A 16,782-nucleotide genomic window follows, 5' to 3' on the forward strand; every position below is an offset into this window, starting at 1 on the left:
CCGCCTATTATGGGTGGATATTTTTAACTGTAAATTATTCTTATAATAAAAAAATAAACACTGCCCTCTTTGCTTCCAAGAAGGAAGGGGCAGTGTTTTCTATTTACTATTAGTATGCGCGTCCGAACCAAACTGTGTGTTTTGCTTCTTTTCCACAGTTAATACATGTATGTTTTTCTGCTGGTGGGTTGAATGGAATATTACGAGTTGTGAATTTCGTTTCTTCTTTTACATTTGATTCACAAGCGTCATCTCCACACCAACCAGCAAGGATCCAACCAGGGATTGTTTCGTTTTGATCTGAATCCGTTAGGTGCTGCTTTAGTTGGTCTAATGAATCAATATGTGTATGTGAATTTGCATCACGGAATGCTTTTGCTTTTTCGAAAAGACGCGTCTGCATGACTTTTAATTCATTTTCGATTGTTTCTACAACAGAACCTAATTCAACTGACTTTTTGTCAGCTTCATCACGCAGCTTTAATAATACTTGGTTGTTTTCTAAATCACGAGGTCCAAGCTCGATTCGTACTGGTACCCCTTTTAGTTCCCATTCATTGAATTTAAAGCCAGGTGATTGATCTGAATCATCAAGACGAACACGGATTCCTTTCGCTTTTAAACTTGCAAAGATTTCATCTAATTTCTCAATAATCGCAGGATTCTTTTTCCATGGTCCAACTGGAATTAATACAACTTGTGTTGGTGCAATCGTTGGAGGTAATACAAGACCTTGTTCATCACCATGAACCATGATTACTGAACCGATTAAACGAGTTGATGTACCCCAAGAAGTAGTATGAACGTATTCATGTTTGTTTTCTTTACTTAAGAACTTAATATCAAATGCTTCCGCAAATTTAGTACCTAAATAGTGAGAAGTACCAGCTTGAACAGCTTTACCATCCTTCATCATCGCTTCGATTGAATACGTATCAACCGCACCAGCAAAACGTTCAGATGGTGTTTTTTGTCCATCATATACAGGGATTGCTAAAAAGTTTTCAACCACTTCTTTATAGATGTTTAGCATTTGCATTGTTTCTTTACGAGCATCCTCTTCGTCAACATGTGCTGTATGCCCTTCTTGCCATAAAAATTCAGAAGTACGGATGAATGGTAGAGTTTTCTTTTCCCAACGGAATACATTTGCCCATTGATTAATTAGAACAGGTAGGTCACGATAGCTTTTAATCCAGTCAGAATATAAATGGCCAATCATTGTTTCGGAAGTCGGACGAAGTGCCAAGCGTTCTTCCAATTGCTCCCCTGCTGCTTCTGTAACCCATGGAAGCTCTGGAGAAAATCCTTCAATATGATCTTTTTCCTTTTGGAAGAAAGATTCAGGAATTAACATAGGGAAATAAGCATTACGGTGACCAGTTTCTTTAAAACGGCGATCCATCTCCCCCTGTATATGCTCCCATAATTCATAGCCATCCGGTTTAAATGCGATACATCCACGTACTGGTGTATAGTCCATTAAATCTGCTTTTTGAATTGTGTCAATGTACCATTTTGAAAAATCATTTGTTTGTTGTGACATCTTTTTTCCTCCTAATATTTGAAAACTCGGCAATCAATATCCCTTTACGAAAGAGAAATGCCTTAGTTGCACTTATGCAGATAAAATTTTGAAAACCTTTTACCTTCCTAAATACAAATTTGATGTAAGCGACCCGTTGCTACGCTGTAAAATGGTAGTTAATCCAAGCTTTGGTTTAATTTGCTCTAACTAAACCTTCTACCTATAAAGACATAGGGGAATTGATTCTAGCTGTAAGCAAATAAAAAGCACAAAGCGTCCTTATAAAAAGGACGTCTTTGTGCATTAATAGACGTGGTACCACCTTAATTTGGTAATAGCGATATTGATTTGAACGCATTTACCCTCTAGGCGTTTGTAACGATAACGAATCGGCAAGTCTGACTTGCATCTCCGTGATAGGTTTCAACAAGAAGAGGTGATATAGCTCTCAGCAATTACTATATTTTCTGTCTCACAATTCTCATTTACTTGGTCACATCATAGATTATTTCATATTGTTTATACTGTATCAAATAATAGAAAATAATTCAATCTATGTGAAATATTTTCTTACTATGTGTTGTGTGCTGTTTCGAGGAAGTTGTAATCGTATTTTTTTCATATAGCTCGGATTATGTTCGTATAACAGAAATTGAGTAGAAATGTAAAAAGATTTGCGTGCCTCCTCTTAAACAAAAAACCGCGAATGCTTAATAAATGAAGCAATTCGTGGTTTTAGATCATGCTCTAATTTTTTATTTTTTGAAAATAATCTGCTGAGGATTGTATGACTTTCTCCAATTTTTCCTCTATGAAATTGGTACGCTCAAACAAAATGGAACGTAAATGATCAACCTGACGAAGTATTTTCTCCATCAATCCTTCATGATCATCGACACGGCTTAGTACATCTTTTTGAGTTTCGTCAACACTTGTAATTTGATCTAAAATTTGCTGATTTACGGTATTTTGAGCCTCCATATGCTGTTCTACCTTTTCGTTTGCTGACATTACTTGTTCTACACGGGAAATTAAAACTTTATTCATCGAAGTGAATTCTTCCAAAATCTTTACTATTTCTTTATGTTCGATTTCAACATGATGGATTTGGCTAACTATTCCTTTTTGTGATTGGTTAATTTCATTCACTTGATGAAGTAGATCATTATGGATGCGTTGATCGTAATTGATTGTTTGTTGCATGATATTATTTTGGTCTTCGATTTTTTCCAACCAATCAATCACTTGATGCTCCATTGCTTCTTGATGCTCTTGGAGCTCTTTTAACTCATTTATTCGTTTATCTAATTTTTTATATTGAATGGATTGATGTTGATTCCAATCGTTTTGCGAAAGCTGCATATGAACAAAACTATGTTGTAGCTTTCGATTTTCAACCAGCTGTTGTTCGATTAACTCAGACAAGTAATCTCGTCGAAACTCAACCTGATTTGGTTCTGGAACTGTCTCTGTATTACAAAACACTCCTGGGTGCTCTTTGTTGATGTAAATTGCCATTTAATGGACACCCCCCCTTTTTACCCTCTATAGTGTATGCGACATTCGCCTTTGAGGATACAAAAGAAAGTTGTTCAAGTCATTTTAATGAATTTAGTTCTTCTTTATCTCAAGCTCCTTTTTTATTAGCGTTACATTTTCGTTGTGACTATTAATCTGATCTTGCCTATATTTATAGCCTTGTATTAAAAACTGATGGTCGAGATTGTCACTGACAGCATTTCGAAGCTCTTGTATATAGCGATAAGAAAGCACTTTTCTAAAGATGATTTCCTCCTTGATGTCTGTTGCCGTGCCATGTCCTGGTACCAGGAGCTTGATATCATGAGAACCTAAAATTTTATCTGTCTTGGCAATTGTTTGCTCATACTTCTCACTACTATCATAAATAAACGGGAATTCAACATCGGACAAGTAATCTCCTGCTACCCATACTCCTACAGGTTCCACTACAACGAATATACCATCATTTGTATGCCCTTCAGCTTTATAGAATGTAAGCTTTGTCTTACCGATTTCAAGCTCTTGACCATCCTCGGTAATTGGAATGTCAACAGGAGGATACAATATTGGGTAATTTCGATCTAAATAATATTGGTCATCGAATTGTTGAATCTGATTTAATATCTCTTCTGTATCTTCTCTTTTATTAAATGCTTCGCTAGCAATAATGATCGAGTCTTGGAAAGCTCCGTATCCTAAAATGTGATCCCAATCAGAGTGCGTAAAAATTAAATAAATTGGTTTATCTTCCTTCCATCTATCAACATGTTGCCGAATTTCAACCACTTCTTCAGGAAGTAAAGTTGGATCGACTACTATTATGCAATCTTCAGTTCGAATAACAAGGGATGTTGTTTTAAATAATACGCTTTGAAAAATTGTAACATGATTAGTTTGATATTTTATCAAATAGCTTCACCCCTAAATAGTACGTTTTGTTTTGTAAAAAATGCTGGATTTGTTGTCTTAACTCGAAGTTTTTCGTATAAAAGAAGTGTACGCATCATAATTATGACGGTACACTTTTTATTTATGCTTGATTCTATTATTCTACTACTAAATTTAAAAAACTTCTTATTTTAATGCTATTTCACTTTAAAAGTTTTTACATAATTCTCTAGTTCTTCTGCCATCTGCTTCGATTCAATAGAACGATTTGAAATTTCTTGGATACTCGCAGACGATTCTTCAGATGCAGCTGCGATATTATTCATTGTGTTTTCAATCTCGTGTATCGAATGTGCCAATTCTTGAATTCTTTGAACAATCTCATCAGACTTTGCCGTTTCAGTAGATAATAGCTCCGACATAGTCGTAATTTCTGAAACCGTTTCTGATACTGCAGTGTATATACTGTGTAATGCATCGGTAGTTGATTGTACTGTTTGACTACCTTTTTCGATATACTTTTCATTTTCCTGAGATGAAACCAATACATTTCCTATACGTTCCATGATATCTTTGATAAGCTTTTCTACTTCTTTTACTTCTGTATTTGATTGTTCAGCTAGTTTACGAACTTCTTCTGCTACTACAGCAAATCCCTTTCCATGTTCACCTGCTCTTGCCGCCTCAATAGAAGCATTTAGAGCCAATAAATTAGTCTGTGAAGCAATGCCTGCAATTGAGATAGTAATATGTTTAATTTTTTCAGCCGAATTAACAAGCTGTTGAATTGTATTACTTACAACTTGAGATCCTGTACGAATTTTTTCCATGTCAAGACGAATTTCTTTTGCACGTTCTTCACCTTTTGAGGCAACTTGCATTGTTTTATGAGAGTTTTCTACTGTGCTATCAGCCTTACTCTTCATAGTTTGTAAGTCTTCAGCTAATTTTGATAAAGCATTGGATGCATTATCCGCATGATGCATACCATCAGTCATTGCACTGGACACTTCATCAATATTATTAGATACTACTTGCATTGAATCATTAATTTCAGATAAAGAACTTGCCGTTTCATTTGCATTTCCTGTTATTTGATGTGATGTAGCTGTCATTGTAGCAATCATATTTTGAAGTTTATAGGTCATGATATTTAATGTATTGGCTAAATCGCCAATCTCATCATTACTTTTAACTGCAGTCGGTTCAACAGTCAGGTTCCCCTCAGTAATCTCTTTTGATTGATTAATCAATAAAGATATCGGTTTCGTTTTTCGACGAATTAAGAAAGCTGTGACAATTGTTGCGAGAAGCATTGGAATGAGGCTAAGCAGGATTCCTCCGCTTACTACTCCCCAGGTACGTTCCGTTACAATTTCCGCATTAAAATCTATAGCACTGATTGCTATAATTTCTTTTGATGGATCATGATCTTCATAAATTGGTGCATACCCGGTTAGTCTTTCAATTCCAGCAAATTCATAGGCTTCAGAATAGGTAGGATGCTTCATTTCTAAAAGCATTGAAACAGCTGCTTTGTCATATTCGAATGCATCACCCGGTTTAAATCCTTGCGCCTTCAAGTTATCATCTACCGCTATCAAATTTCCATCTAAATCCACAATATATTGATTCTCAAATATCTCTTTATGAGCAGTTGTCCAATTTAGTTGTTCACCAATGTTCGCTTGTGATCCAACATCACCAGCAATCGCTTTTACTATTTCTATTGGGTCGATTAGGCCCGTCGTAATATTGGCACAACCATATGCTTCGATACCTGCTGCATCGTATAATTTATCATATGCTGTTTTGTATGTAGCAACTGAAGTAATAAGGATCATCACAACCAGTATACCTGCAATAATAGTACCGAGCTGAAATGTTAAAGAATTTTTGAATTTCATTTATGTCCACCTTCGTTTTTTCAATAATAAAATCTATCATACTATTAAAAGATGTATCTTAAAAGCATGTTTTAGAGTCAACAATTAAAGCTTATTTACAATTCACACCAATTAGTCAATTATTTGTCACATTTCATAAAATAGTACTAATTATTTCTTCTTTTTTATTCGATTAGGGAAATTTTAATTATCATTCAACTCAAAAATCATAGCTAATTCATCCTAAGATTCTACCTATTTTATTATCGAACTCTCAAGGATAAACTTTAACAGGATGCGAGTATATATTTTAATTCTACTTAAAAAAACTAAGGTAAAATCCCATTAATATTGAAAAAAGCTCCCACTTTATATAAAGTAGGAGCTTTTTGCTTTGCATTAAATTCTATACCAGAATTTATATTATTGTTCTTTTGGTGGTTCTACAATTCCTAAACACCACGTAAAATTATCCCATGCAGAATACCAGCCATTGAAAAGTTCAGAAGAGTCATCCCAACGAACTTCAAATTTCTTTTTCCCTTCAGAGTCGACTAAGTAAAGGGCAAGCGTTGGATCTACTTTTGAAACAGCTAATTTCATACCTTCTTGTAGCTGTTCTTCAGTGAATTCAACATCTGATACTGAACGTACCTGTGCTTGTTCAAATACTGGTTTGTTAATAATTTTATAGTTCATCATAAGCCTCCAATAAAACTTTCTCTTCCTAATCGGTTCCTATATAAATAACATTTACAGGACTATGAAAGTATATCTTATTTTTCAATTAGCAATTAATACAACCCAAATACTTGTGGTTATGCCGTCCAATTATTTTAACATAAATACAAGCGTACTAACATTCCACTTTTATATTTATATAAAATAAATTTATTTAATAAGGATTATATGTGCAAACGATTATTTTTTAAAAAGTCCTATCCATTTAATTCCATGTTAACATAATTTTTATTATAAACAAGATTTATAAGATAGATTTAACCCTTTTCAAACTCATATAAAATATGAAAAAGCAGCGTTAATTGGATTTTAACACTGCTTTAAAAATTTTAAGATAACGGTTCGTTTTTCATTCGTTGTATTGCATGTTTTCGACGCTCATTTTTTTCTTGTAGATGTTCCAGCTCTTCTTCCCCTGCAAATTCCATGCTGATTTCAGCTTCTTGCATATTGTCTTTGGTATTATTAATCATTTCTTCTTTACTAACGAATTTTTTTGGTCTCCCGGGTACAGACTGTGGGTTTTGTTTCATAAAAATAACCTCCTAATTTTAAATTACAAAATTAGTTTGTTTTTCTTTGTTTCATTTATACTTCATTAAAATAATACTGACTTTTTTGGTTATGTTAAATGGGAAATCGTTATTATTTTAAACAATGCATTGCTTCTTCTGCTTTATGCCAGGGAACTGAATAACCTTTCCCTTTAGCACAAAAAATACTGGTAGAAGTATATTCTGGATCTGCATCCTTATCATAATCAATTTGTTCAATTACTTCCTCTGCATTATGGCAAGAATCATAGCCACAATATTGAAGAGAAAGAACACCTTTACCATTGGTATATGCAGCATAGATCGTACTGTAATTCATAAAAGTTGATACAGGTACCTTACCAGTGACGGTAACTTGGTCTTCCGTCGTTATAGGCTTATCAAATTGCCCGCTTGCTTGCTGAATATCTGTCAGCATTCTGCCTATATACTCTAAGGAAGCCTTCATTTTAAATCGGTAATAAGGTTCTAATAGCACATTTTGAGCTTGTTCAAGCCCTTGACGAAGTGCCCGGTATGTTGCTTCTCTAAAGTCTCCACCTTCTGTATGCTTGTTATGTGCACGTCCTATTAATAAAGTAAAGCGTATATCTGTTACCGGATACCCTGTAAGTAAACCATGGTGTTCTCGTTCAAACAGATGTTTTTCAATTAATCGTTGATGTCCGACTGATAAATCATCTGCATGGCATTCATTTTTGAATTGAATGCCCGAACCTCTTGGTGTTGGCTCCATTTTCAAATGAACTTCTGCATAATGCTTCAGCGGCTCAAAGTGTCCATAGCCTATGCAACTATTTTGAATCGTTTCCATATATAAGATTTTGGGGTCTTCAAATAGAACATCAATTCCAAAACGCTCCTTTGTCACTTCTATCAATACCTCTAACTGAATAACACCCATTACATGCACGTTGATTTCCTGAAACTTCTCACTCCAAACTACTTTTAAAGTCGGTTCTTCCGCGTCTAAAATACGGAAATAGCGAAGAATTTCTTTTATATGCTCGCTACCTTTATAAACCACCTTAGCCTGTAACGTAGGAACAAGTTCAAATTCCTCTTGAACGATTACTTCATTGCCAATTACATCGCCAATTTGAGGATGATTTAGTCCTTTAACTGCAAAGATTTCACCTGCTGCTACCTGTTGTACGGATTCAAAACGATTACCGTTATATAAGCGTACTTCAGTTACTTTTTCTGTAATCTCACCAAATAGAAGCTCATCACGAACAGTTAAAGAACCTTGTAATGCTTTGATAAAAGTAATCCGTTGATTTTTCTCGTCATGTCGAATTTTAAATACTTGTCCTTTGAATGGTAAGCTATTATCAAAAATTGTTGGCGTAAGAAGGGATATTTGATCAAAGAATTCCTTTACTCCAACATCCCTTAGAGCTGACCCTGCCATACAAACAAAGGCACGTTCATCGGAAATCATGGAAAGAAATGATTCGAAAAACAAGCTATAGTCAATTTTCCCTTCCATATATTGCTCTAATAAAACTTCATTTCTTTCAGCTATCCATTCAAGAACATTTTCTGAAATATATTCGGGAGTCATTTGTTTATCGATTAAAATTGCATCTTCTGACAAATCTTTTTGAATAGCTTGCATGACCTCTTGAATATTTGCCCCTTCACGGTCTATTTTATTGATAAAAATAAAGGTCGGTACATGATATTGTCTTAATAAATTCCAAACGGTTTCTGTATGCCCCTCTATTCCATCAACAGCACTAATTATTAAAATAGCATAGTCCATGACACGAATTGCTCTTTCCATTTCTGGCGAGAAATCGACATGCCCAGGTGTATCAATTAAAGTATATGTATCCCGTTTAAACTGAATCCTTCCTTGTTCAGCAAAAATCGTTATACCGCGTTTTTGCTCAATGGAATGATTATCTAAAAAAGCGTCTTGATGATCCACTCTTCCCCGTTCTTTTATACTGTTAGTATGATATAGCACCTGCTCTGAAAAAGTTGTTTTTCCAGCATCAACATGAGCAAGAACGCCAATTGTTTTATACATCTAATCCCACTTTCTAGTTGTTCGATAAATTGATTGTAGCAAATTATTAAAGAAAAACCCTTTATTAAAATTTCTTTTAACAAAGGGTTTAGCAAGATATTCGACTATTTAAAGCTTCATTGTACCTATTTTTGCTGCGTTTACATGCCAGGAAAGCGCTTTTTCTAAGTTATGTGGAGTTTGGGCATTTCCAGTCAAAGCAACTGCTTCGTTAAAATAATCCCAAAGCTGTTCCTTAAAATCAGGATGCACACAGTTTTCAATAATTAAAGGAACGCGTTCTTTAGGTGCTAAACCACGTAAATCTGCTACTCCTTGTTCAGTCACAATAACATGTACATCATGCTCTGTATGATCATGGTGGGCAACCATTGGCACGATTGAAGACAGCTTCCCGCCCTTTGCATACGACTTCGTCACGAAAATACTTAATCGCGAATTACGAGTAAAGTCACCTGAACCACCAATGCCGTTCATCATTTTTGTTCCGCCCACATGAGTTGAATTCACGTTTCCATATATATCAACTTCTAGTGCTGCATTAATAGCGATTAGGCCTAAACGGCGGATAACTTCTGGATGGTTCGAAATTTCTTGTGGACGTATGATGATCTTATCAGCATAGTTTTCTATGTTTCCATACACTTTTTTCTGTAATTCCTCTGAAATTGTAATAGAGGTACAAGATGCAAAGGATACCTTTCCGGCATCGATTAAGTTAAACACAGCATCTTGTAACACTTCTGAAAAAATGACTAAATCTTCAAACTCGGACTCTTTAAAACCTTCCAATACTGCATTTGCAACTGACCCAACTCCTGACTGCAAGGGTGCCAATTTATTAGTAAGGCGTCCGACATTAATTTCACTGCGAAGGAAATTTAATAGATGATTTGCCATTTCTTGTGTTTCATCGTCTGGTTCTACTATCAATGATGGTGCATCTTGTTCATTTGAAACAACAATGGCTTTGATTTTATCAGGATCAACCTTTATACCAATTTCTCCAATTCTATCGAGAGGACTAAGAACTGGAATTGGTTCTCTTTCACCCTGATTTTCAGGAACATATATATCATGCACACCAACTAATGACTCTGAGTGTGCCAAATTTAATTCGACGATAATGTTCTCTGCATATTTAGCAAAAATTGGAGAATTTCCAACAGATGTAGTTGGCACTATGAAACCTTCACTAGTAATGGCAGTTGCTTCAATAATGGCAAAATTGATTGGACCAATAATTCCTTGTCGAACTAATTCGGCATTGTGAGAAAGATGGGCATCCACATACAAAACTTCGCCTGTATTAATTAAGTTTCGAATCACTGGATCCCCTTGATATGGACCGCGTTTCCGAATTCCACCAGCTTGAGCTAATACTTGATCGACTTCAGGACCAAGAGAAGCACCTGTATAAACATCAATTTTTAATTGTTCATTCTTTGCCCGTTCTGCTAAAGCTAACGGCACTACTTTAGCATCACCAGCACGAGTAAAACCACTCATTCCAACAATAGCACCATTTGGGATAAATTCAGCAGCTTCTTCAGCTGAAACCACTTTGTTGACTAAACTACTAACGCCAATTCTTTTTACTACTGCTTCTTGCAAGTCATCTCCCCCAATTCTTATTCATAAAAAATTGCTAGATTCTCTCAACCATTTTATTTATGCTACTAGAATTAAAAATAGAACGATTGAAGGAGATAAATCATAATCAAGCTCTAGTTTACATAATAATATTATTGAATAAATAAAAGGCTTGCTAATAAACAAGCCTTAAATTGCAATCATTGTAATTCTATTTGTCCTGTTATGCCTACGCCTTGTAGACTTTGAGTAGCTAGTCGATCGGCTTCAGCATTTAATTTACGAGGAACGAGCTCAAATTCTGGTGTAATACCAAGCTCGTTTAATTTTTCATCTATTCGGTCTGCCCAGCTTGCAAGATCTTTTTCATAAGCTGGCCACTCGCCACTCATTTGGTTAATGACAACCTGTGAATCTCCAAGAAATTGAACAGTTTGATGATGTACATCTAACAAGTCCAACTCAACAATTGCTAGATGGAGTGCAGCATATTCGGCTTCATTGTTTGAGTTTAGTCCAGAGGCCGGGGCATTTCGTCTTAATCTAAAAGACTTTCCATTTTGTTCATAATATATCGCAATTCCTAAACCGGCATTACTCGTTTGAATATCATATCCTCCATCAAAATAGACGCGGACATTATGTGGTTCCGTATCGATTTCTTTAATATATTTTTTCAATTCTTTGGCCATCCATGTACTGTCATGTTGATCAATGAATTGTATTTTTTTGGCTCGACCCGTTTTCTCTAAATCCTCCCCAATAGTTAGTGCATGGGCTGGCGGCATTTCGTCTGAACGGAATACTGTTTCGACACCATTTTTTGATTTATATATCCATTCAATAGTAATTTTCATTGAAGCCCCTCCTCAAATCCTACTTACTGTTATTATGACCATTAGTTCGATTATTTTTCAATCACTAAGTATTTATGACAAAACGGATTGATTTCATCATATAAATTGTTAAATTATTATAAAAAAACGCCTTCGATTCGAGGCGTTTAAAAGTTAATATTATTCGTCCTGTTTTGCTGTATTCACAAAAGAATCGACTTGTGATTTTAATTCATCAACTAAATCTCTTATTGCCTGTTTTTGTTCGTCGGTTAAATTAGTCTTTGCACTTGCAAGATTAACGTTGTTTTTTCGAAATACTTCACTTACAAGTAGGTCAACAACCTTGTTCGGAATTGCCTTCGGTATCTCACTCATTTTATCACTCCTTTTCGAAATGGTTCATTTCTAACAGTATATGCAAACCACATACGAAACGAATGGTTTTTGTATTTTTGTACATCGAATCAATCCTATTAATTGGCTTTTATCATACAAAACTCCAAATGGATTATAAGTAAAAAATAATATTTGAAAAGAATATTCCACGCAACTTATGGGTTTCAATAACGTTGCGTGGAATACTTTTTATAAAGTGTAAAGGACTACAATTTAATATCTAGATCCTATAACACATCTAATTTAGCTACAATTGCAACTAGGATTTGAAGAAGTGCTTGAATATTTACAGCCACGTCAGTATCAGTCGTTTTAACCTTCACGTTTTTGCTGCCTTCAATAATTGTTTTTTGTCTGTTACTCTGTTTTGTTTTCATAAATTGTTTCAAATCTTGAGATACGTTTTTCCCTTGCTCATTATCACCAATTGTTACACTGATAACAGCAACAATAGCTGCTTGAATAGCTAGTTGTAGAGATAGCGCAACCTGTGTATCAGTAGTCGTTACTTCAACACATTCCGAATCCTTTACAATAATCCATTCGTTAGATTCCTGCTTCGTTATTTGTTTTTGAACAGCTTCTTGCTCGACATCTGCGCTGTCATTATTGTGGTCATCACAATGATCTAGAGCTCTCCACTTCGTTTCCGCCATTTTTTTCCCCCCTTTTTTCATTAAACTTAAAGTACATCGATTCTTACTACTAATGTAAGTAGTACATCCAATAAAGCTTGAATGTTAACCGATAAATCAGTATCTGTTGTGTGAATATCAACATCTTTACTGTTTTCAACATAAATTCTTTGTTTGTTTGATTGCTCGTCATCAAATTTTTGCAAGACTTCTTGTGCTACTGCGCGGCCTTGTTCTGAATCTCCTAGAGAAATGCTAATTACTAGAGCGATTGCTAGCTGTAATCCTACTTGAAGAGAAGCTGCAGCTTGAGTATCAGTCGTTCTTACATTAACGTTGCAAGAATCCTTAATCCAAATTAATTCATCTGATTCTTGATCCATTTTAGAAATTTGATCAAACTCTTGGTCAACAAAAGCATCCTCATCAAACTTCTTTCTTCTAGATCTCACCGGTCTTTCCATAGCCATTAATGATTCTTCTTCCATGGCCAAAACGCTTTCCTCCTCCTCCATTGATTCCCAAGGAGTATGGCAATGCTTGCAATATGTTTTTTTCCTAGAGTTTTTAGTATCACACTCTGTACAATTCCAACGTCCCATTTATTTCTCCTCCTTTCCTGGTAGATTCAAGCTGCAACCTATTCAACAACTTGACATTAATAGAATATGGATAATTAAACACTCGGTATAGTTGAATATCATTATTATGAAAATTTTATATAAAGTAAAAATAGCCTATTTTTATAAAACCGAGAAGAGAAACAAAAATTAGTAGGCTACAAGAATAAATTCACCAGGATAGATATGTATTACTATAGATTTAATAACAAGGGCTAACTTCTTATTCTTGATACAGATCTGAATATTTCTAAATTTCTTCACATTTACAGTTCTTTCTGCTGGGTGGTATGATTTTCTATACCCACCTCTCGAAAAGAAATTATTCTGTTAAAGTCATAAAATTGAATGATACAGTGATCTAAATTGATAAATACGCAGAAACTATTGTGGATGATTTAGTGGATGAATAAAAGCATCGCCCTTCCCTCAAGACCAACAATATCTTGGATGCTGAAGAAATAGCTTGGAGCTCAACTATTTAGAAAATACTGAAGTAATGTGGGGAAGGTCGGTTGGTTCCGGCAATAGAAGAAGCGAAGAATTTTGAACTTACACAGAAAGAAAAAGAACAAGTAGTATTATAACAAAGATTGATTAGAGTCTTATAAACTATTAGCGGATGAAATTTTGGCTCAATAATTTTATAGTCACGATAGGAGAAATACTTAAGTGAATGAAGACCATTATGAAGAATTGCTACATATAAATACGCAAGGAAATAAAAGTGATATCAATCATTCGATACACTATCATCCATACGAACCTACTCCATACTCGGCGTTAGAAGAATTGTTCAAACATTATGAAGTGCAGCCAAATAATCACGTTGTAGATTTCGGCTGTGGTAAGGGACGATTAAATTTTTATCTTCACTATAGATTTCTGGTATCTGTTGTTGGCATCGAGATGAATAATACCTTTTATCAAGATGCTATGAAAAATAGACATAATTACTTAAAGAAGACCCATCGTAATTCAGAAACTATTCATTTTCAATGTTGCTTAGCAGAGCAATATGAAATTCAACCAACGGATAACAGATTTTATTTTTTCAACCCTTTCTCAGTACAAATCTTTATGAAGGTTTTAAATAATATCTTATTATCTGTGGAAAAACATAAACGAGAAATTGATCTAATTTTCTATTACGCTTCTGATGATTACAGATATTTTTTAGATCAGCATACTGAGTTTGAATTGATAAAAGAAATCCCCCTACCGGAACTTTATGTAAAAAATACTTACGAAAGATTCCTAATCTACCGTCTTACTAAATAGTTAAAATATAAAAAACCGTTTCCATATGTTAAGTGCTGCCAAGCACCTAACGGAAACGGTTTTCTAATTTGAATCACTTGTATTCTATTTGTTATTATAAAGTATTTTATTATTTCTGCATAGCTTTATGTCCGAATTTTTTTCTGGAAGTTATTAGCTATATGAAAAGCTATGAAAATATTAATTGTATATGTTATGGTATATTCTCCGAGATTATTAATAGTAGGTGAAAAAATTGTTAGAAGTTAGTGAAAGTATATTAAAACAGTACGTCATACATTATGTGAGTGATACATTAATACTGGGCGAAGAAGTGTTTCCTCAGCCAGAGGTTTTGCTCGAAGCTGCCTTTACTCAACTCGCATTTAACAAAATTGATTTAGACCAGCAATACGAATTTTTCCATGAAACAGAAATTAGCTTAAATGAAATGTATGCTTATTCAAAATCGATATTTAATGACCAGGATCGTTTCCTAGAGCAATCAAAAAATATTGCCACTCATTTACATAGTTCTTCTCAGCATCCAAATATAAAAAATGGTGAATTATTTATCGGGTTTTTCGACAATTGCATTTGGAACAATGAAGTAAAAAAAGTTATTTCCATCGTTAAGATTGATGAAAAAGAAATATTCTTGGATGTAAAAAATGATCAAAATAAAATGGTCGTTAATGGAATCGATGGAATAAACGTAAAGAAGATCAATAATGTAGCTGTCATTGTAGACATGGGAACGAACGAGTTACCCGCTATCTTTATTAAGACGAAAAGAAAAGAAGATGTTGTCTACTGGCAAGAACGCTTCTTGAAAATCAAGGTAGCAGATGAACATTATCATAAAACAAATTTAGCTTTAACAGAATGTAAAAAGTATATTCTTAAAGAAGATAGCTTTACTAATACAGAGAAGCTCGGATTCTTAAACAAAACGCTCGATTATTTTAGAAGTGAAAAGGAATTTCAGGTGAACGACTATATTGAATCCGTTTTTGAAAAGGCAGACTCTACTCAAAAAGATATTATTGTGAATACAGTAAAACCCTATGAAACCGTTATTTCTGATTTTGCAATAGAAAAAGCTGAAAAAACATATAAACGAAAGATCAAACTTGATTCAAATATTGAAATTCAAGTAAACGTACAAAACATCGAACAGGTTGATGAACTAATTGAAATAGGTTATGACGAAGCTACTAATCGCAAATTCTATAAAATCTATTTTCAAGAAGAAGCGTAATAAAACCATTTGGCTAAGTAGGTCATTCCAGCAGACGGTGAACAACGATATGTTGTTCACCACTGCTTTTTATTTTGATGAATCCATCTAGTTTGAAGTCAACTTCCTTCAAACTGTAAGTGAATTGCATCGCCAGTTTAATTTAGTTACCATAACTCTCTTCATAGCGCTTCAAAGGTACTGCTTTAAAAAGCCAATTCAAATCACTTACTGTGTTCTGAATTGACTTTACTTTGCTAATACTTATTAATCATTTTCACATGAAGAACCTGTATTACATTTACATACTGTACGTTCCTCTAATTGATCCACGACAGCTTGAATAATTGGTGTTGGATTATCAATAATTCTGTAGTGCTTCCATGTTCCGATTTTACGTGCCGTTATAATGCCCGCTTCTTCTAATTTCTTTAAATGTTGACTGACTGCTGGCTGGGAAATTCCAAGCACATCTACAAAATCACAGACACAAACCTCTCCAGCTTTTAAGCAACTTAAAAGAGTTAAACGGTTGGCATCTGATACTGCCTTTAATTGTTTTTCAAGTAAATGTATCTCCATTCGCCCACCTCGTTCTAACTTAGACTTTATAAGTCCGTTTTTGAAAAACGCTCGATTCTTTGACCTATTTCATCACGAACACGCTGGAAAAATGCCCATTTTTCTTCTTCCGAGCCTTGTGCTTTTGCAGGATCATCAAATCCCCAGTGCTCACGTATTACATTCTGAGGAGTTACAGGACATTTATCGCTAGCGTCTCCACACAAAGTAACGACTAAATCAGCATTATTCAAAATTTCCGTTTCAATAATATCAGAAGTTTGCTTCGAAATATCGATTCCGACTTCTTTCATTGCTTTTATGGCATTAGGATTCACTCCATGTGCCTCGATACCAGCACTTTTTACTTCCCATTCGTCAGGAGACAAAAGGTTTTTCGCCCATCCTTCAGCCATTTGACTTCTACAAGAATTCCCTGTACATAAAAAATAAAGTGTTTTTTTCGACATGTTTAATAGCTC

16 protein-coding genes and 1 other annotated feature are annotated in these 16,782 nt (G+C 34.6%); of the genes, 2 read left to right on the forward strand and 14 right to left on the reverse strand.

The window, feature by feature from the left end:
* Positions 1-109 precede the first annotated feature (109 nt).
* The 12 genes from proS to C1N55_RS10920 all read right to left on the reverse strand — a co-directional run bounded on the left by proS (position 110) and on the right by C1N55_RS10920 (position 13,221).
* The gene (gene proS, locus C1N55_RS10865) at positions 110-1,546 is read right to left on the reverse strand and encodes a proline--tRNA ligase (protein ID WP_137728844.1); all 1,437 of its coding nucleotides are present in this window, start codon (positions 1,544-1,546) and stop codon (positions 110-112) included.
* A 265-nt stretch (positions 1,547-1,811) separates the two neighbouring features.
* Positions 1,812-2,039 (reverse strand) — a binding site (T-box leader).
* Positions 2,040-2,275: 236 nt separating this feature from the next.
* Positions 2,276-3,046, reverse strand: coding sequence for a hypothetical protein (locus C1N55_RS10870; protein ID WP_137728845.1), 771 nt, complete (start codon positions 3,044-3,046; stop codon positions 2,276-2,278).
* A 93-nt stretch (positions 3,047-3,139) separates the two neighbouring features.
* Positions 3,140-3,958, reverse strand: a complete 819-nt coding sequence (locus C1N55_RS10875) for an MBL fold metallo-hydrolase (RefSeq protein WP_137728846.1) — start codon at positions 3,956-3,958, stop codon at positions 3,140-3,142.
* Positions 3,959-4,134: 176 nt separating this feature from the next.
* Entirely contained in the window at positions 4,135-5,844 is a 1,710-nt protein-coding gene (locus tag C1N55_RS10880) for a methyl-accepting chemotaxis protein (RefSeq protein WP_137728847.1), read from the reverse strand.
* A 402-nt stretch (positions 5,845-6,246) separates the two neighbouring features.
* A complete protein-coding gene (locus C1N55_RS10885; RefSeq protein ID WP_137730622.1) occupies positions 6,247-6,522 on the reverse strand; it encodes a hypothetical protein in 276 nt (91 codons plus the stop codon).
* Positions 6,523-6,893: 371 nt separating this feature from the next.
* A complete protein-coding gene (locus C1N55_RS10890; protein WP_137728848.1) occupies positions 6,894-7,097 on the reverse strand; it encodes a hypothetical protein in 204 nt (67 codons plus the stop codon).
* 112 nt (positions 7,098-7,209) lie between these two features.
* The gene (locus C1N55_RS10895) at positions 7,210-9,156 is read right to left on the reverse strand and encodes an elongation factor G (RefSeq protein ID WP_137728849.1); all 1,947 of its coding nucleotides are present in this window, start codon (positions 9,154-9,156) and stop codon (positions 7,210-7,212) included.
* A gap of 108 nt (positions 9,157-9,264) precedes the next feature.
* Positions 9,265-10,770: a succinyl-CoA:acetate CoA-transferase ScpC gene (locus C1N55_RS10900; protein ID WP_137728850.1), complete on the reverse strand. Its 1,506-nt coding sequence runs from the start codon at positions 10,768-10,770 to the stop codon at positions 9,265-9,267.
* Positions 10,771-10,949: 179 nt separating this feature from the next.
* A complete protein-coding gene (locus C1N55_RS10905; protein ID WP_137728851.1) occupies positions 10,950-11,606 on the reverse strand; it encodes a reverse transcriptase-like protein in 657 nt (218 codons plus the stop codon).
* A gap of 159 nt (positions 11,607-11,765) precedes the next feature.
* Positions 11,766-11,963: a spore coat protein gene (locus C1N55_RS10910; RefSeq protein WP_137728852.1), complete on the reverse strand. Its 198-nt coding sequence runs from the start codon at positions 11,961-11,963 to the stop codon at positions 11,766-11,768.
* A gap of 248 nt (positions 11,964-12,211) precedes the next feature.
* The gene (locus C1N55_RS10915) at positions 12,212-12,640 is read right to left on the reverse strand and encodes a spore coat protein (protein WP_137728853.1); all 429 of its coding nucleotides are present in this window, start codon (positions 12,638-12,640) and stop codon (positions 12,212-12,214) included.
* Between the two features lie 26 nt (positions 12,641-12,666).
* The gene (locus tag C1N55_RS10920; protein WP_240758269.1) at positions 12,667-13,221 is read right to left on the reverse strand and encodes a spore coat protein; all 555 of its coding nucleotides are present in this window, start codon (positions 13,219-13,221) and stop codon (positions 12,667-12,669) included.
* A gap of 690 nt (positions 13,222-13,911) precedes the next feature.
* Between C1N55_RS10920 and C1N55_RS10925 the strand changes: the two genes are divergently transcribed.
* Positions 13,912-14,520, forward strand: a complete 609-nt coding sequence (locus tag C1N55_RS10925; protein ID WP_137728854.1) for a methyltransferase — start codon at positions 13,912-13,914, stop codon at positions 14,518-14,520.
* Between the two features lie 235 nt (positions 14,521-14,755).
* Positions 14,756-15,760: a nucleoid-associated protein gene (locus C1N55_RS10930; RefSeq protein ID WP_137728855.1), complete on the forward strand. Its 1,005-nt coding sequence runs from the start codon at positions 14,756-14,758 to the stop codon at positions 15,758-15,760.
* Between the two features lie 246 nt (positions 15,761-16,006).
* Here C1N55_RS10930 and C1N55_RS10935 read toward each other — a convergent pair whose 3' ends face one another.
* On the reverse strand, positions 16,007-16,321 hold the full coding sequence (locus tag C1N55_RS10935; protein WP_137728856.1) for an ArsR/SmtB family transcription factor: 315 nt from the start codon (positions 16,319-16,321) through the stop codon (positions 16,007-16,009).
* Positions 16,322-16,347: 26 nt separating this feature from the next.
* Positions 16,348-16,770: an arsenate reductase (thioredoxin) gene (arsC, locus tag C1N55_RS10940; RefSeq protein WP_137728857.1), complete on the reverse strand. Its 423-nt coding sequence runs from the start codon at positions 16,768-16,770 to the stop codon at positions 16,348-16,350.
* Between the last annotated feature and the right edge of the window lie 12 nt (positions 16,771-16,782).

It is taken from the genome of Lysinibacillus sp. SGAir0095 (genome assembly GCF_005491425.1).
In the GTDB taxonomy this organism is placed as follows: Bacteria; Bacillota; Bacilli; order Bacillales_A; family Planococcaceae; genus Ureibacillus.

Bases quoted from the DNA above. Each gene is read 5' to 3' on its own strand.
- proS (WP_137728844.1), bottom strand. From the start codon at position 1,546: ATGTCACAACAAACAAATGATTTTTCAAAATGGTACATTGACACAATT.
- arsC (WP_137728857.1), bottom strand. From the start codon at position 16,770: ATGTCGAAAAAAACACTTTATTTTTTATGTACAGGGAATTCTTGTAGA.
- C1N55_RS10935 (WP_137728856.1), bottom strand. From the start codon at position 16,321: ATGGAGATACATTTACTTGAAAAACAATTAAAGGCAGTATCAGATGCC.
- C1N55_RS10915 (WP_137728853.1), bottom strand. From the start codon at position 12,640: ATGGCGGAAACGAAGTGGAGAGCTCTAGATCATTGTGATGACCACAAT.
- C1N55_RS10880 (WP_137728847.1), bottom strand. From the start codon at position 5,844: ATGAAATTCAAAAATTCTTTAACATTTCAGCTCGGTACTATTATTGCA.
- C1N55_RS10910 (WP_137728852.1), bottom strand. From the start codon at position 11,963: ATGAGTGAGATACCGAAGGCAATTCCGAACAAGGTTGTTGACCTACTT.
- C1N55_RS10895 (WP_137728849.1), bottom strand. From the start codon at position 9,156: ATGTATAAAACAATTGGCGTTCTTGCTCATGTTGATGCTGGAAAAACA.
- C1N55_RS10920 (WP_240758269.1), bottom strand. From the start codon at position 13,221: ATGGGACGTTGGAATTGTACAGAGTGTGATACTAAAAACTCTAGGAAA.
- C1N55_RS10870 (WP_137728845.1), bottom strand. From the start codon at position 3,046: ATGGCAATTTACATCAACAAAGAGCACCCAGGAGTGTTTTGTAATACA.
- C1N55_RS10885 (WP_137730622.1), bottom strand. From the start codon at position 6,522: ATGAACTATAAAATTATTAACAAACCAGTATTTGAACAAGCACAGGTA.
- C1N55_RS10890 (WP_137728848.1), bottom strand. From the start codon at position 7,097: ATGAAACAAAACCCACAGTCTGTACCCGGGAGACCAAAAAAATTCGTT.
- C1N55_RS10905 (WP_137728851.1), bottom strand. From the start codon at position 11,606: ATGAAAATTACTATTGAATGGATATATAAATCAAAAAATGGTGTCGAA.